We start from the raw sequence: 22,244 nt of genomic DNA, 5'->3' as shown, positions 1-22,244 counted from the left end.
ACTAGCGGCGGAGTTCGGTGCGAGTCGATGTCAGGCCGCGATCAGCAGCGTCACGCCTGCGAGCCCCGACAGGATCAGGCGCAGCCGCCCCATCCAGACCGGCGTCAGCCCGCGCCGTGTCAGGTCCTGGTCGATGACGCCCCAGAGCAGCACGAGCCCGCCCAGCATCCGCAGATCCCACGGCGCGGGCGCGGCCAGCGCGGCCCAGGCGAGCAGCGAGGGGATCACCGCCAGGAGGTAGTCGGCATTGCCGGCGCCCCGCGCCGCGGCCGCGCCCCAGCGGATCCCGCCGAGGAAGGAGGCGATCACGGCACCGTAGGCGGACAAGATCGTGCGCGGCGAAAGACCGATCGTACCCAGGCCGCCATCCGAACCGCTGACGGCGAGCGCCGCGAATCCGAGAAACGGAATGAGCCCGGCGATACCGAGCATGACGGCGCCCACCGGCACCGGGGTCAAGCGCGCCATGCGATCTCCCGGTCCAAGCAGTCGCGAGGTCCCGCTCTCGGTCGGCCCTGCCCACACATCACACGAATGGCCCTCGACGCCGATGTCGCGGAGGTCCTGCGCTACGAACCGTCAGCGACGCCTGAGACCCGCGCAGCAGAGCATCCTCATGGAGGCCGTATCGGAGAGGACGCTCTAAGTTATTGTAATACATCCGTTTTTTAAAAAACCAGCACCCCGGCTTCGGGCCGATGCCGTACCCGACTGCCGTTCGAAACCCGGCCGCGATCATGGATAGTACACGCGCAGAAACGGCCGGTTTCGGCAACCGGGGCGTTTGGGCGCAGAACCACGATCCTTCGGGATCGATGCGCCGCGCGGGATCAGACGCCGGTGCGCGAAGCGGAGGGGTTGAAGTGCGCAGCCGCCGGCGAGCCGGGCAGCGGCGCACCGAGGAGCGACATCGCCGCGGGGGCGGCGACCTTGGCGGGCGGCAGATCGTTGACGGCCGGATCGGCGACCTTAGGCTTGTAGGCCGAGGCGACGGCCTTGGCCGAAGCGAGGTCCTTCGGGGAGAGCTTGGCCGCGACGTCGTCGCGCTTCTTGCCGGCTTCCTCGTCACCCTGTGCCGCGGCGGCCGAGAACCAGGCATAGGACTGGATCAGGTCCTGTGCGAGGCCGAGCCCGCGGGCGTAGAGCACAGCGAGATTGTACTGGCTGTCGCGCACGCCGTACTCCGCCGCGCGGCGGAACCAGGACGAGGCGGTGGCGAAATCCGGTTTGCCGGAGGCGCTCGGGTTCTCGGCGTTCAGGACGGCGAGGTTATGCATCGCGCGGATGTTGCCGTGATCGGCGGCGCGACCGTACCAGGTCTTGGCCTGGCCGAGGTCGCGGATCACGCCGGAGCCCTTCTCGTAGAAGCTGCCGAGCTTGAACTGGGCCGGCGCGTAACCGGTCTCGGCCAGCTTCTCGTAGAGTCTGGCGGCGAGGGCGAGGTCGCGCGGCATGCCGCGGCCATCGGCCTCGCGGGCGGCAAGCTCGTAGATCGCGGCGCCGTCGCCGTCGAGGGCGGATTGCTTGAGGCTGGCGAGCCCCGCCGGGACGGTGGACAGCTCGCGGCTGAGCGAGGCCATCGACGCGACCTTCGGGATCGCGGCCTGAACCGGCGCCGGCGGAACCGGGGCCTCGTTCTCCTCGGCGCGGACAGGCACGGCGGGCTTCGCATCGACGAGGGCGGCATCGGCAATCGACTGCGTCGTCTGCGGACCGCCAGCGGGAGCCGTCGCCACCGACGGCGCGGCGGGAGCGGCCGCAGCCACGGGAGCAGGCGCTTCGCCGGCAGCCGGCTTGGCAGCTGCCACCGGGGTGGCGGCATGCTCGGCCTCGGAAGCGGCAAAATTCATCTGGTAGGCCTGGAAGGCACCGAGCACCAGAACCACGGCGGCAAGGCCGAGGATCAGAGGGCGGCGACGCTTTTCGATGCTGCCGAGCAGCCGGCCGACGAGGCCGGGAGCGGCAGAGGCCGTCGGCGTCACACGAGGGCGCGGGGCATCGCGCTTCTCGGGGGCGGACGGCGCCTCGGCGACGATGTCCGCCTGAGCCGCCTGCGCCGCACGGCGGGCGGCGGCGATGAAGTTGGTCTTGATGTCGCCGGCTGCCGACGCACCCGACGCATCGGTCGCGGCGCCGCGGGAATGGGCCGGACGGCCGGCGCCGGGCTCCAGCAGCTCGTCGCCGAGGCCGCTGGAATCGAGGGACGGCTCGGGCCGGCGGGCGACGCGGCTGCGGGGGGCGGAGACCGGAATGGTCTCGGGCTTCGGCGCACCGAGCGTGGTCGAGGCGCGCAGCTGGTCGCCGAGCGCGATGGTCTCTTCAGGCACGGCCGTGCGGACGACGGGGCCGGTCTCCGCCATGCCGAGACGGTCGACGAGCCGCGACAGCACCGCGTTCAGACCCTCCATCGTCGCCTGCATGCGCTGGTCGGCGGAGATCTGGCGGGCGCGCAGGTCATCGAGATCGGCGCGGAACGTATCGATCTTGACAGATGCCGGACCCTGGCCGCCCACGGCGTCGGAGAGGGCCTTGCGCGTGGCACGCTCGACGGCGGCCTCCACGGACGTCTCGTCGCGCAGCGAGACGATCTGCGTCAGCAGTTCGCCCATGGTGCGCTCCAGGCTCGCCACGGCGGGGTCGGCGCCGCGGGTGTCGAGCCGCTCAGCCAGGGTGACGACCTGGCTCTCCAGGGCATCGAGGCTGCCGCCGCCGGCGCCGACGCGGTCGACCTTCTCGGCGAGGCCGCGCAGCAGGGTATGCATCGAGGCGAGGTCGGCCGAGGGCACGGCCGGCCGGTGCAGGGTCTCACCGATCGTCTCGAGCCTGCCGATCAGGTCACGGACCGGATTGACGTCGACATGGCTCTGGAGCTCGGCGATCTGTCCGCTGACCGCCTGCAGCCCCTGAGCGAGACTCTGGATACGCTCGGGGCCGGCGAGGCCCGCGATCATCTGGCGGATCTCGTCGAGTTCGCCATGGACGCCATCGAGTGCGCCGCGGTCGGCATGGCTCGCGACGGCGGCGAGCGTGCCGTCGGCGCGGCTCGCCAGCCGCTCGGCCTCGCCCGCCAGACGGGCATGGACGTTGTCGGCGAACTCTTCCGCCAGGCTCTCGACCTGCTGGCGCATCATGGCGATCGGCGTGGAAAGTTCGGCCGGCTCGCGGGCCCGCTGCACGTCGGTGGAGAGCGAGCGCATGGCCTGCTCCAGCGCGCCGACGTCGCGGCCCGTGGCGAGGCTGCCGAGCGATTCGCGCAGTCGCGTGGTCTCGGCCTGCAATTCGGCGATGGCCGGTGAGGGGACGTGCGCGTCGGCCTCGGCGCGCGCGACCGGCTCCTGCGTCGATCCCGAATCGAGCTCGCGCTGGCGGCGTCGAACCTCTTCCACGGCCTCGCGCATTTCTGCGGCGATGGGGCGGCCACGGCGGCCGAGTGGGCGCGGACCGCCGATCTGAGCACTGATATCGCCCATCCGGCGCTCGATCTCGGCGAGACGCTCGGCGACGTGATCCGCGTGTCCGGCCTGCGCGTCCGCGCGCGGGGTGCTGCGGTCCTCGTTGAGCGAGCGGTCGAGCGCATCGAGGCGAGGCATCATCTCGGTGATCGAGCCGCCGGCAGGCTCGGCTGCGGGAGCGGCCGGGGGGGCGAGCTCCGACGGCTTCACGGCCCTCGGCTTCGGCGGCGTGATCGTCGCGCCAGCCGCAGGGGTCGGTGCGGGAGCCGGAGCAGGCTCGGCAGACCTGGGCTCGGAAGCTTTGGGCTCGGCAGACTTAGGCTCGGCAGACTTGGGCTCTGCAAACTTGGGCTCTGCAAACTTGGGCTCTGCAAACTTGGGCTCTGCAGACTTGGCCCCGGCAGATTTGGCGTCGGAAGCCTTGACCTCAGGCGGGGTGAGGAGGGCGGGTTCGCGGACCGTGACGCGGCTGCGCTGCCGGGTCGCGGACGAGCGCCCCTGCGGCTTCTCGGGGGAGACCACCGATTCGATCCAGGTCTCCAGCGGAACGCCGGCGCGCTGCGCGACCTCGCGCGCCGCCTCGATCACGTCGGGATCGAAGCCTTCGAGGCTGAGCGTCGCGGTACGTCTCATCGTCGGACCCGGGGTCGGAAGCGTCGTTCGGTCGGTCTTCTCCCACTGGCAGCAACGCGCAGAACGGGCGAACACCGGAACGGTCCGGCAGACCTTTAACAATCTTGGTAAACTCCGGGTTAATACCCCGGGTGATCGCCTCGAGGCCTCGGCAGCCGGGTTCGGTGCCGTCGGTGGCGCCGCTGCGGGCCTTTACCGGACGACCTACGATAGTTTACATATGAACGATCGAGACGCGTCGGCGATACGCGCACGGGGAGATGACGAGATGCCGAGCTATCGGGCACCGGTCGAGGACGTGCTGTTCCTGCTGAACGACGTCCTCGCGATCCGCCGCTACGACAACCTGCCGGGGTTTTCCGACGCCTCGGACGACGTGATCGAGGCGCTGCTCAACGAGGGCGGCAAGCTTGCGGGCAGCGTGTTCGCGCCGGTCAACCTCGAGGGCGACCAACAGGGCTGCCAGCGCCATCCCGACGGCAGCGTCACGACCCCGAAAGGCTTCAAGGCCGCCTACAACGCCTATGCCGAGGGCGGCTGGGCCGGCCTCTCGGTGCCGGAGGAATACGGCGGGCAAGGCCTGCCGCACGTCCTCAACACCGCGATCTCGGAATTCGCATCGGGCGCCAACCTCGCGCTGACGATGTATCCCGGCCTGACGCAGGGAGCCGTCGCGGCGCTTCTCGTGCACGGCAACGCAGGGCAGAAACAGACCTACATCCCGAAGATGGTCGAGGGTGCCTGGACCGGCACGATGAACCTGACCGAGCCGCATTGCGGCACCGATCTCGGGATGCTGAAGACCAAGGCCGTGCCGAATGCCGACGGCTCCTACGCGCTGACCGGAACCAAGATCTTTATTTCTGCCGGCGAGCACGACCTCGCCGAGAACATCGTCCACCTCGTCATCGCCCGCATCGAAGGCGCGCCGGCCGGCACCAAGGGCATCTCGCTGTTCGTCGTGCCGAAGTTCCTCGTCAACGCAGACGGTTCGGTGGGCGAGCGCAACGGCGTGTCCTGCGGCTCGATCGAGCACAAGATGGGCATCCACGGCAACGCCACCTGCGTGATGAACTACGACGGCGCCACCGGCTGGCTCGTCGGCGAGGCGAACCGGGGCCTCGCTGCGATGTTCGTGATGATGAACGAGGCGCGTCTTGCCGTCGGCGTGCAGGGGCTCGCGCAATCCGAGGCGGCCTACCAGAACGCCGTGGCCTACGCGAAGGATCGGCTCCAGGGCCGCTCGCTCACCGGCGCCAAGAACCCCGAAAAGGCCGCCGACCCGATCATCGTGCATCCCGACGTGCGCCGCACGCTGATGCAGATCCGCGCCTTCAACGAGGGCGCCCGCGCGCTGGTGCTCTGGACCGCGCTGCAATCCGACATCGCCCACCGCTCGGGCGACGAGAAAGAGCGCCGGACCGCCGACGACCTGCTCGGGCTGCTGACCCCGGTGGTGAAAGGCGTGCTTACCGACAAGGGCTTCGCCAACGCGGTCGAGGCTCAGCAGATGTTCGGCGGCCACGGCTACATCGAGGAATGGGGCATGTCGCAGTTCGTGCGCGATGCCCGCATCGCCATGATCTACGAGGGCGCCAACGGCATCCAGGCCATGGACCTGATCGGCCGCAAGCTGCCCAAGGACGGAGGCCGCGCCATGATGACCTTTTTGGGCGAGGTCCAGGGCTTCATCAAGGACCACAATGAGGACGAGGCGCTCAAAGCCTTCACCGGTCCGTTGCAGGCCGCGGTGAACGACTTGCAGGCGGCGACGATGTGGCTGATGCAGAACGCGATGGCGAAGCCCGACCACGCCGGCGCCGGCGCCACCGACTACATGCACCTCCTCGGCCTCGTCGCCATCGGCTATATGTGGGCCAAGATCGCGAGGGCGGCCGCGGTGAACGCGGCCGAGGGCGGCGACGCGGCGCGGATGGAGGCGCGGCGCATCACCGGCCGCTTCTACATGGAGCGGATGCTGCCGGAGACGGCCCTGCGGCTGACCCGCATCAAGGCGGGCTCGGAGACGACGATGGCGCTGGCGGCGGAGGCGTTTTAGACCCGCTACGAAACCCTCCCCCTCTGCGGGGTAGGGTGCCTGTGGAGCAGGCGGGAGAGGGGAGCGCCCTCTCCGGAGATGTCGCTCCCCTCTCCCGACCCGCTTCGCGGGCTACCCTCTCCCGCAGAGGTGAGAGGGGTTGGCGCTAGTGAGCAAGAGGAAGCGCACATGGCAGACGCCTACATCTACGATCACGTCCGCACGCCGCGCGGCCGCGGCAAGCCGGACGGGGCGCTGCACGAGGTCACGGCCCTGCGCCTCGCCGAGACCGCGCTCCGCGCGCTCGCCGAGCGCAACGATCTCGATACGCGCCGAATCGACGACGTGGTGCTCGGCTGCGTCGATCCCGTCGGCGAGGCCGGCGGGGATATCGCCCGTGCCGCCGCATTGGTGGCCGACTACGGCAATCACGTGCCGGGCGTGCAGATCAACCGCTTCTGCGCCTCGGGGCTCGATGCGATCAACTTCGCCGCGGCACAGGTCATGGCCGGCCAGCACGACATGACGATCGGCGGCGGCGTGGAGTCGATGAGCCGCGTGGGCTTGGGCGCTTCGGGTGGCGCCTGGCCGGTGGATCCGGCCATCGCGGTGAAATCCTACTTCATGCCGCAGGGCGTCTCGGCCGATCTGATCGCAACCAAATACGGATTCTCGCGCGACGATTGCGACGCCTACGCCGTCCAGTCGCAGCAGCGCTCGGGCCAGTCCTGGGACCAGGGCCTGTTCGACGGCTCGGTCGTGCCGGTGCGCGATATCAACGGCCTGACGCTGCTGGGACGTGACGAGCACATGCGGCCCGCCACCGACATGCAGTCGCTGGCGAGCCTCAAGGCCTCCTTCGTGCAGATGGGCCAGATGGGCGGCTTCGACGCCGTGGCGATCGACGCGCATCCGGAGGTCGAGGCGGTGAACCACGTCCACCATGCCGGCAACTCGTCCGGCATCGTCGACGGCGCCGCGGCCGTGCTGATCGGCTCGGCCGAGGCCGGGCAAGCGGCCGGCTTGAAGCCGCGTGCTCGCATTCGGGCGTTCGCCAATATCGGTTCGGACCCGGCCCTGATGCTCACCGGCCCGGTCGACGTGACGCGGAAGGTTCTGGCGCGGGCCGGCATGAGCCTCGACGACATCGACCTGTTCGAGGTCAACGAGGCCTTCGCCGCCGTCGTCCTGCGCTTCCAGCAGGCTTTCGACCTCGACCCGGCCCGGGTGAACGTCAACGGCGGGGCCATCGCCATGGGCCATCCGCTGGGCGCTACCGGCGCGATGATCTTGGGCACCGTGCTCGACGAGTTGGAGCGCACCGGCAAAGAGCGGGCGCTCGTCACGCTCTGCATCGGCGCAGGCATGGGCACCGCGACGATCATCGAAAGAGTTTAACGCTGGTGTCTCACGACGCAGTCGCATCGCGAGACGTCCGCCGCACGGGCGGCGACGCGCAGTCGCGCTTGCCCGATGATCGGTCGCCGAGGGCGACCATCGCCGGGAACCGTCGCCGCAGGAACGACCGAGAGGTGGCAGCCCGCCGGCAAAGGCTGGTAAAGGCGGCCACCCGCCGCACGCTCGAGCGTGCGGCGTAAAGAAACGGAGAAACGCCAAGATGATGAGACTGTTCGCAACCGCCGGCCTCGTGCTCGCGCTCGGCATGCCGCTCGCGGCCCATGCCGACGAGACGGCCGACAAGATCGCCGTCGCGAAGACGCTCGTCGACAAGACGATCCTGAAGACCCTCGATACGGGCTTCGCCGGCGCCCTGGAAAAGACCGTCGCGCAGATGCCCGAGGACAAGGCCGAGAAGGTCCGCAAGGACGCCCGCGCCGAATTCGACACCCAGCGCAAAGGGCTGCTCGAGGGCATCTCCAAGCACTACGCAGAAAAGTTCAGCCTCGCCGACCTGAAGCACCTGCAGGGCATCTACGACGATCCGATCTACCAGAAGTATCAGGCGATCAACGCCGATCCGAAGTCGGAGATCAACGTGATCTCGCAGGCCGCCGTCACGCGCCTCCTGAACATGCTCTCTCTGGCCGCGGCCGGCGAGCAGAAGGGCGGCGTGCCCGGCCAGCAGCCGATGCAGATGCCGAAGTAACAGAACGACCTACGGCTCGCGGGCGCGGCATCGAGGCCGCGCCCGCCGCACGCAGCGACGGCGCCGGCCGCCGCCCACGCCAGAGGATCCGCGATGAGCGCCTACACGAATTTCCGCTTCGAGACCGATGCCGACGGGATCGCGCTGGCGACCTGGGACATGCCGGGCCGCTCGATGAACGTCATCACCATGGAGGTGATGGACGAGCTGGAGCGGATCGTGAAGGCGGTCGCGGACGATGCGGCGATCAAGGGCTGCGTCATCACCTCGGGCAAGGAGGCGTTCTCCGGCGGCGCCGACCTCACCATGCTCCAGGGCCTCGGCGCCGAGTACGAAAAGCTCAAGGCCACGGCCGGCGAGGAGGAGGCCATGCGCTTCTTCTTCGACGGTGCGCGCCGGCTCAACCTCGTCTTCCGCGGGCTCGAGACCTGCGGCAAGCCGTTTGCGGCGGCGATCCACGGGCTCTGCCTCGGCGGCGCCTTCGAGCTCGCCCTGTCCTGCCATCACCGCGTCCTGTCCGACGACGACAAGACCCGCGTCGGCCTGCCCGAGATCAAGGTCGGGCTGTTTCCCGGCGGCGGCGGCACCCAGCGCGTGCCGCGCCTGATGCAGACGGGCGACGCCCTGCAGATGCTGTTCAAGGGCGAGCAGATCCGCGCCCCCATGGCCAAGGGCATGGGCCTCGTCCACGCCGTCACCAAGCGCGAGGACATCGTCGAGACGGCGAAAGCCTGGATCAAGGCCGGCGGCTCGGCGGTCGCCCCCTGGGACGTACCGAAGTTCAAGCCGCCCTCGGGCAAGGTCTACTCGCCGGCCGGCATGATGATCTGGCCGCCGGCCAATGCGATCTACCGCCGCGAGACGCACGACAATTACCCGGCCGCCAAGGCGATCCTGCACTCGGTCTACGAGGGCCTGCAGCTGCCGATGGATCTCGCCCTCAAGGTCGAGAGCCGGTATTTCACCAACATCTTGCGCACCAAGGAAGCGCAGGCGATGATCCGGACGCTGTTCATCTCCATGGGTGAGATCAACAAGGGCGCCCGGCGCCCGAAGGACATCCCGCCGACCAAGCTCAAGAAGATCGGCATCGTCGGCGCCGGCTTCATGGGGGCGGGCATCGCCTATGTCAGCGCCGATGCCGGCATGGAGGTGGTGCTCGTCGACCAGAGCCTGGAGGCCGCCGAGAAGGGCAAGGCCCACGCCCAGAAGCTCGTCACCGACCGGGTCAACAAGGGCCGCGCCAAGGCCGCCGACCGCGACGCCTTGCTCGCCCGCATCCACGCCAGCGACGCCTATACCGACCTCGCCGAGTGCGATCTGGTGATCGAGGCGGTGTTCGAGGATCCGAAGGTCAAAGCCGAGGTGATCGCCAAGGTCGAGGCGGTGATCGGGGAGGGCGCGATCTTCGCCTCCAACACCTCGACGCTGCCGATCTCGGGGCTGGCCAAGGCCTCCGCCCGGCCGAAGGATTTCGTGGGAATCCACTTCTTCTCGCCGGTGGAGAAGATGCTGCTCGTGGAGATCATCAAGGGCGAGGAGACGGGCGACCGGGCCATCGCCACCGCCCTCGACTTCGTGCGCGCGATCAAGAAGACGCCGATCGTGGTCAACGACTCGCGCGGTTTCTTCGCCAACCGCTGCGTCATCGCCTATCTCGACGAGGGGCACCGGATGCTCGCCGAGGGCGTACCGCCGGCGATGATCGAGAATGCCGGCAAGATGGCCGGCATGCCGGTCGGCCCGCTCTCCCTCAACGACGAGGTCGGCATCGACCTCGGCCTGAAGATCCTCAAGGCCACCGAGGCGCAGCTCGGCCCCGACGCCGTCGATCCCGTCCAGAAGGCGCTGCTCACGGAACTGGTCGAGAACCAGGGGCGGCTCGGCCGCAAGAATCGGAAGGGCTTTTACGATTATCCGGAGGGCGGTCAGAAGCGGCTCTGGCCTGCACTCCGCGACATGCAGGCGACGCACCTTCCGGCCGACGAGATCGACGTGGCCGAGTTGAAGCTCCGTTTCCTCGTGGTTCAGGCGCTGGAGGCGGCACGCACGGTCGGCGAGGGCGTGATCACCGATCCGCGAGAAGCGGATGTCGGCTCGATCCTCGGCTTCGGCTTCGCGCCGTTCACCGGGGGGGCACTGTCCTACATCGACTTCATGGGGCCGAAGCGCTTTGTCGCCCTGGCGCGGGAGCTGGAGGCCAAGCACGGCCCGCGTTTCGCGGTGCCGGACACGCTGGCCGCCATGGCCGAGAGCGGCGGCCGCTTCTACGACGCGTTGAAGAAGAAGGCGGCCTGAGCCGCCGAACGAAAGTGCTGCCCGGCCGGTCTCCCGTAACCGGTCGCGAAATGGGACCTGTGGCGAGCCGGCATATCGCGGCGAAGCGTCAGAGTTGCTGGCAGGGCATCATCGAAGGGGCACGAGCGTATCGCGCCCTTTCGGCGAGAGGCAGCGGTTACCGTCGTTGCCCGACACGTCCGTATCGCCGCGCGCGACGAGACCGTCCGTGAACCGGCTGACCGTTCATGGACTCGAGCCCACCGAAATCGACAGACCGACGCCATGGGAACCGAATGCCCAGGCTTGCGTTCTGGCGACGACCCTCTTGCGCGGAGCCATCGTGTCGACACTCGTACAAGTCCTGATCGCATTCTTCCTGCCGCCGATCTCCGTGCTGATGACGAACGGCTTCGGCCTGCAGTTCCTGCTCAACATCCTGCTCTGCCTGCTGTTCTATCTCCCGGGCTCGATCCACGCCCTCTACCTGGTCCTGCGAGACCGCTGAGCGGCGGCGTTCGGTCCACAAGGGACCATCCGGCCGATCGAGCCACCGCCCCGAGCGGAAACCGAGAGGGGAAGCGTCGTCGCTTCCCCTTCGTCGTTCAAGGCTCGACCTTGCGCAGCACCAGCGTCGTGCCGGTGTCGGGATCGCGCCGCCAGCTTCCCTCGCCGGTGGGGACGAGGTTGATGGCGTGGCCGCGCCGCGCCTTCAGGGTCAGGTGGCCGCTGGCGTAGCGCCACGAGACCGGATCGAACGTCGCGATGCCGCCGTCGCGGCAGCCCGGCAGGATGCGGGCGGGTGAAAGCTCCTTGATCGGCTCACGCTCCGCCTTCGCGGCAGGAGGACGGGACTCCAGGGCGATCCGGCAGACGTCCTTCTCGGCGAAACGGTCGAGGGCGTAGGTCCCGACGGCCGGCCGGCCGGAACGGTCCTGCCGCGGGCCGGCCTGCGACTCGGCACGGGTGGTCACCTCCCGGTTGGCGAGCATGCCCGCCCCCAGTACCGGCTGAGAGCCTGGAATGTCGCGAGACGGTGCGACGTCGGAAAGACTCGAGCCCACGGCGCCGTCCGGCGCTGCAGGCTCGACCGCGGGCGGGGGCGGAAGCATCGCCAGCGTCTGAAGCGGAACGAGGCTGTAGGTGCCGCCGTGCTCGGCCTGGCCGCCGAGGCTCCCCTGGTCGGCACGCGGCGTGAAGGTGATCACCGGTCGCACGTTGCGGTCGACGATGCGGATGCCCTTCTCGGCAAACAGCCAACCGGCCGCTTCGGACAGGATCGGCAGCGCCCGCCGGCAACCGGCGGGAAAACGCAGCACGCGGCCGTCCGGCCCGCTATCGGCCGAGAGCGTCAACTCGCAGCGCCGGTTGCTGCCGTCGAGGGACATGTCCCACATCCCGACGGCGTCCCCGAGGGTTTCCGGCAGGGTCTTGAGCGGAGAAACGGGAGGAGCGGCCTGCGTCGGCGGCACCTCGGGCACGGCTGCCGGCGTCTCGTCGCCGCGCAACGGCGTCTCCTGTGCCTGCAGGGACAGGCAGGCGGCGATCAGGATTGCGAGCCCGGCAGCCGAGCCGCGGATCATGCTCCGCGGCTCCACGGCGTCTCGGGCACCGGCGTCAGCGGCCCCTTGCCGTCGAACCAGGCGACGAGGTTGTCGACGAGCAGCCGGCCCATGGCCCTCCGCGTGTGGACCGAGCCCGAGCCGACATGAGGCAGCAGCACGACGTGATCGAGGGCGAGGAGTTCGGGCGAGACGTGCGGCTCCTTGGCGAAGACGTCCAGCCCGGCGCTGTGGATCGTGCCGGATCTCAGCGCCTCGGCCAGTGCCGCCTCGTCGATGATGCTGCCGCGGGCGACGTTGATCACGATTCCGTCCGGCCCGAGCGCCGCCAGCACCGCGGCGTCGACCATGCCGTCGGTGCCGGGTCCGCCGGGCGCCACCACCATCAGCACGTCGACGGCCTTCGCCATCCCCATCAGGGTAGTGTGGTAGGTGTAGGCGACGCCGGGCTTCCTGCTGCGGCCGTGGTAGTGGATCGCGACATCGAAGCCTTCGAGACGCCGGGCGATTGCCTGCCCGATCCGGCCGAGCCCGAGGATGCCGACCCGGCGCTCGCGTAGGGTTGCGGTGAGCGGGTAGGGCTTTTCCGGCCAGCGGCCGGCCCGCAGGTAGCGGTCGACCTGTGGGATCTGGCGCACGGTGGCCAACAGCAGCCCGAGCGCCAGGTCGGCGACCTCGTCGGAGAGAACGTCGGGCGTGTTGGTGACGACGATGCCGCGCCGTCCGGCCTCGAGCGCGTCGATGGTGTCGTAACCGACGCCGAAATTCGAGACGATTTCGAGATTGGGCAGCCGCTCGAACAAGGCGGCATCGACCACGGTCTGGGAGCCGACGGCGAGACCGCGGATGCGCGGACCGATCTCGTTCAAGAACGCCTCACGGTCGGGCGCCTGATCGAGGCGGTTCATCCGGAACCGGGCATCGAGTGCCTCGACGATGTCGGGCTGCAGGTGGCGGATCGTCAGGATGTCGGGCGCGGAGGTATCGGGCACTGGCCTGGAGTCCCGTATGGCGGTTCCCGCCGGCTTAGCGCCGGGCTGCATGGCGGTCCAGCGCAGCCGCTCGGGAGAGCGTCAAGGTCGCAGGTAGGACCAGCCCTGCTCCTGCAACTCGCTGAGATGCACGACGCCGGCCGGGACGTCGTCGGCCTCCGCGATCTGCGGGATCGCGTCGGGCGTCTTCCCCTCCGCCTCGGCCATGGCCCGCCGGGCGTTCTGGCAGGCGGAGAACCGCACGAACGGATAGCGCTGCCTGATCTCGGCGATCCGCGCCCTCACCGGCGAGGTATCCGCCCGCACCATCGCGTAACCCGGCCCGAACGCCGTCAGGTCGATGGCCACGCTGTCGCCCGTGCCCGCGTAGTGCTTGGCGATGTTCACGATGTTGGTGAGGGCGAGATTCATCAGCGCCGGATCGGCGGAGCTGACCTGGAGGGCGATGCGATGCAGCGGTTTGGCCTCCTCGGCCCGAAGGGCGGACGCGGTCAGGGCGAGGAGCAAGCCGGCAGCACCGCCGGCCCGCAGGAGAGAACGTCGATCCATGGCCTGCTCCCCGCTCGATCCGTCAGCCGGCGCCATTGAGGGCGAAATAGGCCTTCACGCTCACCGACAGGTCGAAGCGGCCGCCCGGATGCATCGGCCAGCCGCCTTCGTCTGCCTGAATGCGTCGCAGATAGGTGCCGATCCGCGCCTGCAGCGGTTCGTCGATCCGGTCGAGATAGTGCTGGAGCAGCACGTAGTCGGCGGGGATCGTCGCGTCCGCCTCGAGCGGAAACACCCAATGCCCGTCCGTCCGGCGCCGCCAGCCGAGCGCCGCCACGGCCCGGCGGATCGCGGTCGCCAGCGACGCGCGCGGTGTTGTCCCGTGCTCCAACGGATCGATCACCGGGCGGTGAGGGAACGTGAAGGCCTCAAGCGGTCTCGACATCACTCCCTCGGAGGCTCCGAGCGTGTTCTTGGCTCGACTGTAGCGTGTGATTTCGCCGACGGACAATCCAGCAGCGCTTCGACCCAGCCTGAGTTTCGGCTGCAGGCATCGCGGTCGAGCATGACAGCCGGCCTCTTCCGAAACGCGCTCGGGAGCGCTACTAGATGGGATCTGGAACGATCCCAGTCCGTGCGCGCGATCAGTCGCGCCGCGAGGCCGACACCCGCAGCCCTTCGACCGACAGCGCCATGACCGCTCCCCGCACCCTCTACGACAAGATCTGGGACGACCACGTCGTCGAGACCCTGCCGGACGGCAACACGCTGCTCTACATCGACCGCCACCTCGTCCACGAAGTGACGAGCCCCCAGGCGTTCGAAGGACTGCGCGTCGCCGGCCGAAAGGTGCGCGCTCCCGAAAAGACGCTCGCGGTGGTGGACCACAACGTCCAGACCTCGGACCGCTCCAAGGGCATCGAGGATCCCGAGAGCCGCACGCAGCTCGAGGCCTTGGCCGAGAACGTGCGCGACTTCGGCATCGAGTTCTACGACGCCCTCGACCGGCGCCAGGGCATCGTCCACATCATCGGCCCCGAACAGGGTTTCACCCAGCCCGGCCAGACCATCGTCTGCGGCGACAGCCACACCTCGACCCACGGGGCCTTCGGGGCTCTCGCGCACGGCATCGGCACGTCGGAGGTCGAGCACGTGCTCGCCACGCAGACGTTGATCCAGCGCAAGGCCAAGAACATGCGCGTGACGGTCGACGGCACCCTGCCGCCGCATGTCAGCGCCAAGGACATCGTGCTCGCGATCATCGGCGAGATCGGCACCGCCGGCGGCACCGGCCACGTCATCGAATATGCCGGCGAGGCCATCCGCGCCCTCTCGATGGAAGGCCGGATGACGATCTGCAACATGTCGATCGAAGGCGGCGCACGGGCCGGCCTCGTCGCGCCGGACGCCACCACCTTCGCCTATGTCGAGGGCCGGCCGAAGGCGCCGCAAGGCGCGGCTTTCGCCAAGGCGCGGGCCTATTGGGAAAGCCTCGTCACCGACGAAGGCGCGCATTTCGACCGCGAGGTGCGGCTCGATGCGGCCAGCCTCCCGCCCATCGTCTCTTGGGGCACCAGCCCGGAGGACGTGGTCTCGATCCAGGGCGTGGTGCCGGACCCGGCCGTCATCGCCGACGAGAACAAACGGCAGTCGAAGGAGCAAGCACTCGCCTATATGGGCCTGACCCCCGGCACGCGGATGACCGACATCACCCTTGACCGCATCTTCATCGGCTCCTGCACCAACGGCCGCATCGAGGATCTGCGCATCGTCGCGCAGATGGTCGAGGGTCGGAAGGTGCACGAGAGCATCTCGGCGATGGTGGTGCCGGGTTCGGGTTTGGTGAAGGCGCAGGCCGAGGCCGAGGGCATCGACCGCATCCTCAAGGAGGCCGGCTTCGACTGGCGTGAGCCCGGATGCTCGATGTGCCTCGGCATGAACGCCGACCGGCTGAGCCCGCTGGAGCGCTGCGCCTCCACATCGAACCGCAACTTCGAGGGCCGCCAGGGCCATCGCGGGCGCACGCATCTCGTCTCCCCGGCCATGGCGGCGGCGGCGGCGGTGGCCGGCCGCTTCGTCGATATCCGGGACTGGCGCGGGCAGGCTTGAGCCTCACGGCAGCGGACCGCATCGTCCTCCGCTGCGACCGCGAGTAGGAATGAGGGCAGTGCATGGTCGCTGTGGAAGGCGGGCGCGTGACGGGACGATCGGCGCTCATCCTCTTGGGGCGATCCCGGCAGCTTCCGGCGCCCTTGCCGAAGGGGCTGCCTCGCCCCTTCCGAGCCAAAGCCACCGGAACGCCTGCAAGACTTTCTCTCCCACAGCGATAGCTGGGAAGTGCTGGAGGGCTTTTCCGGCAGCCGGGTCGAGCGCAAGCCGCCGGAGGATATGATCGCGGGCTGTCGCAAATACGATCCGGCGATCCGCTGGGACGACCGGCCGGTCCGGCGATAGCTCTTCTTCGCGCGCGAACTGGTCACTTCGCCCGGCGGGGCAGATGCGATAGGGGCTCAGCGGCCAGACGCGCTCTGCCGCGATCGGACAAAGGCGGCGGGGTTCTCTACTTGCGCGGTATCCTGCCGAGGGCTTTGGCCTCTTTTGCAAGTGCGGAAATCCGTTCGTCCGCTTCCCGCTGACGTTCCAACTTACGCCGATAATCGAACTGATCGTATTCTTGCTCCGCCAGGCGCTTCGCATCCAAGGCCTTCACGCGACCGCCTGCCCGGAGAATAGCGCGACCCAGTTGTTGCAGCTGTCGAACCAAAAGGCTTCTCGCGTCTTCCATTATTAAAATTCTACCTAGATCTAATTGGTCTTCAAATATATCTAACAATATTGTTGTAAGTCTATTAAGTTCTCTGATTTCCCTTTCCGTGAGATAATTTTTCGAGACACTTACATCGGCCTTTCTGATGCTATCATTTGGCCAAGCTTGTAAGCCCATGTTATCGGCAGAATGGTCGGCTCTTGTCGATACGATTTCCGCTGGCGTATGCGAGGTTACTGCGTAAACAAGTTTCGCTTGCGTATGCTGATAAAATTCTCTCGCGGCAGCTGTCGTTCCATCGTAATCTCGGCAAAGTGCGCAGATCTGACGCAGCTCACGGTAGACATTCGCCTCATCGGACCTGATATCGCGAATGATTTCGCGTAGTTCCGTGATCCGATCGGCGTTGTCGGGCTGCTTCAGACGTGGTGCGTCGACCACGAAACCCTTCTTGGCGAATTGAACCAGAACGCCGGTTGCCCATCGCCGGAACAACGTTGCTTGCGCCGAGGAGACACGGTAGCCAACCGAGATGACCATATCCAGGCTGTAAAGGGACGCCGGACGACCGGTGGTTGTTTGCACTTTTTGCAAAGAAGCCGATTCGTCGAGCTCTTTCTCCTCGAACACGTTGGCAATGTGCCGGGAGATGGTCGAGACGTCGCGACCGAAAAGCTGAGCGATCTGCCCCTGCGTCATCCAGAGCGCCTCGCCCACAAACCGGATGTCCAGCCGAAGGCCTTTGTCGGTTGCGTACACGAGAAAGCGATCGCCGGTTTCCGGCTCCTCGACCAAGTGAACCGGTTCGTTATCCTCGGGGCCCATAAAGCGGCGCGACCTTGTTGACGGAGAACATTCCGGCAACCTTATTAGGTCGATCGCTTTCGTCAAAATGCGTCCCACCATGCCGAGGCGATCGTGGAGTCCCACACCAGCCTACCTGTCCCCGCCCGCTCCAACCCGGCAGCGCTCGCCTACTCCATGCTGGTCCTGACCACGCTGATGTGGGCGGGCAACGCGGTGGCCGGCAAATGGGCGACGGGGGAGGTCTCGCCGCAGGTGCTGACGACGCTGCGCTGGGCGATCGGCTTCGCCGTGCTCGCACTGATCGCGCCGCGCCAGTCGGCCGAGGACTGGCGCCTGCTGGCGCGCCGGCCGGTCTATCTGTTCGCCATGGGCGCCAGCGGCTTCACCGCCTATGCGAGCCTGTTCTACCTCGCCGGCACCTATACGAGCGCGACCAACGTCGCCCTGTTCCAGGGTTCGATCCCCGTGCTCGTCATGCTGATGAACTTTTTCGTCAGCCGGACACCGGTAACCAGCGGACAGGCCGTCGGCGCAGCGATCACTCTGATGGGCGCGGGCGTGGCGGCGACGCATGGCGACTGGAGCGTGCTGCGGACCTTCTCGTTCAATCTCGGCGACGGGCTGATGCTCGCCGCCTGCCTGTTCTACGCCGGATACACCGTGGGGCTGGCCTCCCGGCCCAGAGTGGCGGGACTGGCCTTCTTCACGGCGATCGCCGCGACGGCGCTCGTCACCTCGCTGCCGCCGCTCGCCGTCGAATGGGCGGCCGGCCACCTGATCTGGCCGACCGCGAAGGGCTGGGCCGTCGTCGCCTTCGTCGCGATCGGCCCGACATTGGCCGCGCAGCTCTTCTTCATCCGCGGCGTCGAGCTGATCGGACCGAACCGCGCCGGCCTGTTCGTGAACCTCGTACCGGTCTTCGGCGCAGGCCTCGCGGTTATGCTCCTGGACGAGCCCTTCGGCGCGACGCAGGCGACCGCCCTCGCCCTGGTCCTCGGCGGCATCGCCGTCGCCGAACGCTTCCGGCCGGGCCAGGGTCGGTGACCCGCTTCGCAGTCGGGAGACCGCCTATCCGGCCGGCGTGTCGGCCACGAGCAGCAGCGACGCGCCCTCGTCCGTCGTCTTCGGTGTCGGCTTGATCGTCCACATCGCGTAGCCGCCGAGGAAGCCGATCACGGTGGAGGCATGCCAGGCCCAGGAATGCCGGTAGTGCCGGTCCCGGCACTTCACCGGCGAGCAGCGCGCCATCCAGTAGACCAGTCCGTCGACATCGGCCCAGGGCGCCGTCTCGACCGTCGCGTTCACGAGGCCGACGCGGGCCGCGATCGCCGTCAGCGCGTCCGCAGTCCACCAGGTCAGGTGGTGCGGCACGGCGTTGATCAGGTAGTTCGGAATCCTGGTGTGGGCCGCCGGCACGTGCGGCACGCCGATGATGACGCGCCCACCGGGCCGGACCGCCCGCATCATGGTCCCGAGCATCGCCACCGGGTTCTCGACATGTTCGAGGACCTGGAACGCGGTGCAGGCGTCATAGGCGCCGGCATGGGCCGCGAGGTGATCGGTCAGCGTCTCGATGCGGGCCCACTCAGATCCGGGCTCGCCGGAGAAATGCGGATCGAGGCCGGTATAGCGCGCGTGGTGCACCGCATGGCGAAAGGCCCCGAAGCCGCAGCCGACGTCGAGGACGCGCTCGTTCGGGCGGATATGGCGTGCGGCGAGGGTGAACTCGGAGCGCGGATGGCCCTCGCGCGGGTAGTAACGGCTGCTCAGCCGCTCGTAGAGCGACCTGTAGAATCCCGCATCGCCCTCCAGCATCGGGTCGAAGAAGTAGAGACCCGTCGCCGATTCCCACAACCCGAAGCGCGTCGTGCCCTTGAAGCTCGGCAGCGCGTCCACGCGCAGGGTGATGCGCCAGAGGTCGGCGAGGAACCCGGCGCCGACCCACTGCACGAGGCGGATCGCCGGCTCGCCGGTGATCGGGCACGGCGGAGGGGTCATCGGGCGCTTTCGATCGGCGCGGCCGGGCGCCACCGGTTTACGGGGACCCGCGATCCTGGAACAGGACGCGACTCCCCGCAAGCGACCAAGGTCGTCAGGCCGGCCGAACCCTCAGACCCTGTCCGGCATCGGTCGCAGCGGACGGGCTGCCGCCCTCGCCGAACAGCGTGTCGAGCCGAGCCTGCTCGGCGGCGCTCCGGGGAAGCAATGCGGCCGCCCCCAAGAAAATCGCGAGATTGACGATCAGCCCGACGAAGCCGGAGGTCAGGCCCCAGGCCCAGGGGACGCCGAGCGGATAGAGCAGTTGCAGCACAGCCACGACCGCGATGCCGGCGAGCATGCCCGTGAGAGCGCCGGCGGCGTTGCCGGCCTTCGAGAAAATGCCGAGGTAGAGCGGTACCGCAATCTGCACCATCACCTGGAAGGCGAACAGGCCGATCGAGAACAGCGAGGGCAGGGGCAGGCAGGCGATGACGGCCGAGAGGGCGGTGATAGCGGCTATGGCGATCTGGGAGGTCAGCATGAGCCCGCGCTCGCTCAGGAGCCGGTAGGGATGCACCACGTCGTTGGCGATCTGCGCGCCCATGGACTGCACGGTGGCGTCGATGTTGCCCATGGAGGCCGCGAACACGATGACGCCGGCGAGCGCCAGCAGCGGCACGCCCCCGGCCGCCTGGTTCAGCGTGAACCACGCCGTCTCCGGGCTCGCCAGCACGTCGGGGCGCGAGGAGGCCAGCAGCGCCAGGAAGCCGAGGCTCGTGACGAAGACCAGTGACAGCGGCGCGCAATAGGCCGAGGAGCGCTTCACCGCCTCGACGCCGGAGCCGGTGTAGAGCCGGATGAACAGGTCCGGCCAGCACAGCGAGCAGAGCAGCGGCAAGAGCGTCAGCGAAAAGAACAGCAGCGGCACGTCCGAGTTCGCACCCGGCAGGGCGAGCTTCGTCGCCGGCACGGCATCGAGCGAGGCCCCTTGCGAAAATAGCCAGACGATGAGGCCGATCATCAGGCCGCTGCCGACGATGTAGGCGACGATGCCCTGAAAGACGTCGGAGATGACGATGCCGCGCATGCCCATGCGGATGGTCCAGACCTGGCGCAGCGACATCACCGCGACGCCGAGGATCACCGAAGTGGTGAAGCCAAGATGTCCGAGGCCGAGGGCATAGAACACCGCGCCGAGGGACTGCATCCCCAGCACCATCCATGGAAACAGCCCGAGCACGCCGATCAGCGCCGCGACCACGCGGATCCCCCGCGAGCCGTAGCGGAGCGCCATCAGGTCGGGCTGCGTCTTGAGGTCGTGGCGGGCGCCCCAGGTCCAGACCCGCTGTGCCATCAGGTACATGACCACCGGCGCGAGCATGGTCGAGACGCCGAGGCCGACGACTCCGTTGCCGACGATGAAGCCGAAGGCACCGAGGAAGACCGTGCCCGGCTGGTAGGTGTTGAAGAACGCCATCGCCTGGAAGAAGCCGCCGAAGGAGCGGCCGGCCACTGTGAAATCCGCGAAATTCCGGTCGGCGACGTAGGAACGCTGCAGGATGAGGACGACGGCGGCGAAGAACAGCGCCAGCGCGCCGTAGGTGACGAGGATGCCCATTGGGTCAACGCTCCACGGCGCGCGCGGGATCGGCGAAATAGGCCGCGACGACGCTCGCCGCGATGAACAGGCTCGCGCCCCAGAGGTAGGCGAGGGTGCACGGCATCCCGAGCACCGGCTCCGCCACGCCGAGATGCCAGTGCAGCGGCGGCAGCAGGGCCAGGAGCAGGTCGAGGGCGAACCAGACCTGGATGAAGCGGGGCAGTCGCATCGGCGTCTCCGTTTCGGCTCGCAGAACCTCGCCGCGCGGAGCCGTAGCCGACAGGGCAGGGTGCCCGCCTACCGCCGGGCAATTTGACCGAAGGCCCCGACGCGGCCTTGCCAAGGCCGTCACGGCCCGCTCCAACTCGCTCACGATCCCGGGGAGGCCGCCATGCGTCTGTTGGCTCATCTGATCCTGCGCCTCGTCGGCGTGGTGCTGCTCTGTCTCGCCTGCGCGGTCGGCTGGATCGTCTGGGACGCCAAGAACGGCATCCGGGCCGAGACCGAGGCCTCGGCCGCCCGCGTCGCCCGCGACCTCTCGGTGCTGTACTGGCGCCAGCTGCTCTGGCGCGACGGCATGGAGAAGGCGCCGCTGCTGCCGTTGCCCGAATGGCAGGCCGTGCAGACGCTGCGCGTCATCTCCCCCGGCATCTGCATCACGCTCACGAGCGCCGTGCAGGGCGCGAAGCCGCTGTGCAGCCAGGTCGAGGGCGTCGGTGCGAGCCCGCCGGCCTGGTTCGCCGGCGTCTACGAGACGGCCTTCGGCGCGCATCCCTCGGTGAGCGTGCCCCTGACGGTGCGCCAGCTCAGGGCGGGCACGATCACCGCCGCGCCGGATCCGGCGGCGGCTTTGCGGCAGGTCTGGGGGCAGGTGCGGATCGTCACCGGCATCGCCGCCGCCATGGCGGCCGGGATCGGCCTGCTCGCGGCGCTGCTGATCGGCCACGCCGTGATGCCGGCCCGCACCATCGCCCGTGCCCTGCGCCGGCTGGAGGCCGGCGAATTCGGGCCGCGCCTTCCGGCCTTCGCCACGGCGGAGTTCCGCCATATCGGCCGCGCGGTCGAGGACCTTGCCGGCCGCCTCGCCCGCACCACCGCCGAGCGCGCCGCCCTCACCAAGCGCCTGTTCCAAGTCCAGGAGGAGGAGCGCCGGGCGCTCGCCCGCGACCTGCACGACGAGTTCGGCCAGTGCCTCACCGCGACCGCGGCGCTGGCCGCCGCGATCGAGGCCGGCGCCGAACCCGACCGGCCGGATCTCGCCACCCAGGCCCGCTCGGTCTCGCGGGTGACGGCCCGGATGATGGGGAGCCTCAAGGAGGCCCTGTCGCGCCTGCGCAGCCAGGACATCAACGAGCTCGGCCTGGAGGCGAGCCTCGCCCAGCTCGTCTCGGGCTGGAACGCCAGAAGCCGACATCTTGGCCAACCGCGCTCGGTCTTCCGCCTGGACGTCGCCGGCAACCTCGCCGCCGTGCCGGCGCAGGCGGCCGTCAGCGTCTACCGCATCGCCCAGGAATGCCTCACCAACGCCGCCCGCCACGGC

General features: G+C 68.7%; 18 protein-coding genes. 8 read left to right on the top strand and 10 right to left on the bottom strand.

The window, feature by feature from the left end; all coding sequences use genetic code 11:
• Window positions 1-30: 30 nt before the first annotated feature.
• On the bottom strand, window positions 31-468 hold the full coding sequence (locus tag FV217_RS08610; protein ID WP_147816783.1) for a DUF3429 domain-containing protein: 438 nt from the start codon (window positions 466-468) through the stop codon (window positions 31-33).
• Window positions 469-830: 362 nt separating this feature from the next.
• Entirely contained in the window at window positions 831-4,085 is a 3,255-nt protein-coding gene (locus FV217_RS08605; protein WP_147816782.1) for an SEL1-like repeat protein, read from the bottom strand.
• A 268-nt stretch (window positions 4,086-4,353) separates the two neighbouring features.
• On the opposite strand from FV217_RS08605, the gene FV217_RS08600 reads away from it, so the two are divergent.
• From FV217_RS08600 to FV217_RS08580, 5 genes are all read left to right on the top strand, one after another.
• Window positions 4,354-6,144, top strand: coding sequence for an acyl-CoA dehydrogenase C-terminal domain-containing protein (locus tag FV217_RS08600; protein ID WP_147816781.1), 1,791 nt, complete (start codon window positions 4,354-4,356; stop codon window positions 6,142-6,144).
• 168 nt (window positions 6,145-6,312) lie between these two features.
• Window positions 6,313-7,521 carry an acetyl-CoA C-acetyltransferase gene (locus FV217_RS08595; protein ID WP_147816780.1) on the top strand — a complete coding sequence of 403 codons (1,209 nt, stop codon included), beginning with the start codon at window positions 6,313-6,315 and terminating at the stop codon, window positions 7,519-7,521.
• A gap of 220 nt (window positions 7,522-7,741) precedes the next feature.
• Entirely contained in the window at window positions 7,742-8,230 is a 489-nt protein-coding gene (locus FV217_RS08590; RefSeq protein WP_147816779.1) for a hypothetical protein, read from the top strand.
• Window positions 8,231-8,323: 93 nt separating this feature from the next.
• Complete coding sequence (locus tag FV217_RS08585) at window positions 8,324-10,528, top strand: 3-hydroxyacyl-CoA dehydrogenase NAD-binding domain-containing protein (RefSeq protein WP_147816778.1); 2,205 nt, start codon at window positions 8,324-8,326, stop codon at window positions 10,526-10,528.
• 322 nt (window positions 10,529-10,850) lie between these two features.
• Complete coding sequence (locus FV217_RS08580; protein ID WP_147078374.1) at window positions 10,851-11,015, top strand: YqaE/Pmp3 family membrane protein; 165 nt, start codon at window positions 10,851-10,853, stop codon at window positions 11,013-11,015.
• A gap of 97 nt (window positions 11,016-11,112) precedes the next feature.
• Here FV217_RS08580 and FV217_RS08575 read toward each other — a convergent pair whose 3' ends face one another.
• From FV217_RS08575 to FV217_RS08560, 4 genes are all read right to left on the bottom strand, one after another.
• Window positions 11,113-12,090 (bottom strand): AprI/Inh family metalloprotease inhibitor, encoded by a 978-nt coding sequence (locus FV217_RS08575; protein ID WP_147816777.1) that lies wholly within the window; start codon window positions 12,088-12,090, stop codon window positions 11,113-11,115.
• Window positions 12,087-13,061: a 2-hydroxyacid dehydrogenase gene (locus FV217_RS08570; RefSeq protein ID WP_238231875.1), complete on the bottom strand. Its 975-nt coding sequence runs from the start codon at window positions 13,059-13,061 to the stop codon at window positions 12,087-12,089. The genes FV217_RS08575 and FV217_RS08570 overlap by 4 nt, the downstream gene beginning before the upstream one ends.
• A gap of 81 nt (window positions 13,062-13,142) precedes the next feature.
• Window positions 13,143-13,610, bottom strand: coding sequence for a hypothetical protein (locus tag FV217_RS08565; protein WP_147816775.1), 468 nt, complete (start codon window positions 13,608-13,610; stop codon window positions 13,143-13,145).
• A gap of 22 nt (window positions 13,611-13,632) precedes the next feature.
• On the bottom strand, window positions 13,633-13,995 hold the full coding sequence (locus FV217_RS08560) for a prenyltransferase/squalene oxidase repeat-containing protein (protein WP_147816774.1): 363 nt from the start codon (window positions 13,993-13,995) through the stop codon (window positions 13,633-13,635).
• A 248-nt stretch (window positions 13,996-14,243) separates the two neighbouring features.
• Between FV217_RS08560 and leuC the strand changes: the two genes are divergently transcribed.
• On the top strand, window positions 14,244-15,659 hold the full coding sequence (gene leuC, locus FV217_RS08555; RefSeq protein ID WP_147816773.1) for a 3-isopropylmalate dehydratase large subunit: 1,416 nt from the start codon (window positions 14,244-14,246) through the stop codon (window positions 15,657-15,659).
• A gap of 451 nt (window positions 15,660-16,110) precedes the next feature.
• On the opposite strand, the gene rhuM is transcribed toward leuC, so the two are convergent.
• A complete protein-coding gene (gene rhuM, locus FV217_RS08550) occupies window positions 16,111-17,223 on the bottom strand; it encodes a RhuM family protein (RefSeq protein ID WP_238231876.1) in 1,113 nt (370 codons plus the stop codon).
• Between the two features lie 75 nt (window positions 17,224-17,298).
• Between rhuM and FV217_RS08545 the strand changes: the two genes are divergently transcribed.
• Entirely contained in the window at window positions 17,299-18,168 is an 870-nt protein-coding gene (locus FV217_RS08545; protein ID WP_147816803.1) for a DMT family transporter, read from the top strand.
• A 24-nt stretch (window positions 18,169-18,192) separates the two neighbouring features.
• Here the strand turns inward: FV217_RS08545 and FV217_RS08540 are convergent, their stop codons facing one another.
• The 3 genes from FV217_RS08540 to FV217_RS08530 all read right to left on the bottom strand — a co-directional run bounded on the left by FV217_RS08540 (window position 18,193) and on the right by FV217_RS08530 (window position 20,933).
• Window positions 18,193-19,122: a class I SAM-dependent methyltransferase gene (locus tag FV217_RS08540; RefSeq protein ID WP_147816772.1), complete on the bottom strand. Its 930-nt coding sequence runs from the start codon at window positions 19,120-19,122 to the stop codon at window positions 18,193-18,195.
• Window positions 19,123-19,216: 94 nt separating this feature from the next.
• Entirely contained in the window at window positions 19,217-20,722 is a 1,506-nt protein-coding gene (locus tag FV217_RS08535; RefSeq protein ID WP_147816771.1) for a sodium:solute symporter family protein, read from the bottom strand.
• 4 nt (window positions 20,723-20,726) lie between these two features.
• Window positions 20,727-20,933: a hypothetical protein gene (locus FV217_RS08530; RefSeq protein ID WP_147816770.1), complete on the bottom strand. Its 207-nt coding sequence runs from the start codon at window positions 20,931-20,933 to the stop codon at window positions 20,727-20,729.
• Between the two features lie 162 nt (window positions 20,934-21,095).
• Between FV217_RS08530 and FV217_RS08525 the strand changes: the two genes are divergently transcribed.
• Window positions 21,096-22,244, top strand: a 1,149-nt coding sequence (locus tag FV217_RS08525; RefSeq protein WP_147816769.1) for a histidine kinase, incomplete at its 3' end; no start/stop codon positions are given.

The organism is Methylobacterium sp. WL9 (assembly GCF_008040035.1).
GTDB classification, from domain to species: Bacteria; Pseudomonadota; Alphaproteobacteria; order Rhizobiales; family Beijerinckiaceae; genus Methylobacterium; species Methylobacterium thuringiense.
Note: the sequence above shows the minus strand (reverse complement) of the source record. Positions and strands in the feature narration are given on the sequence as shown.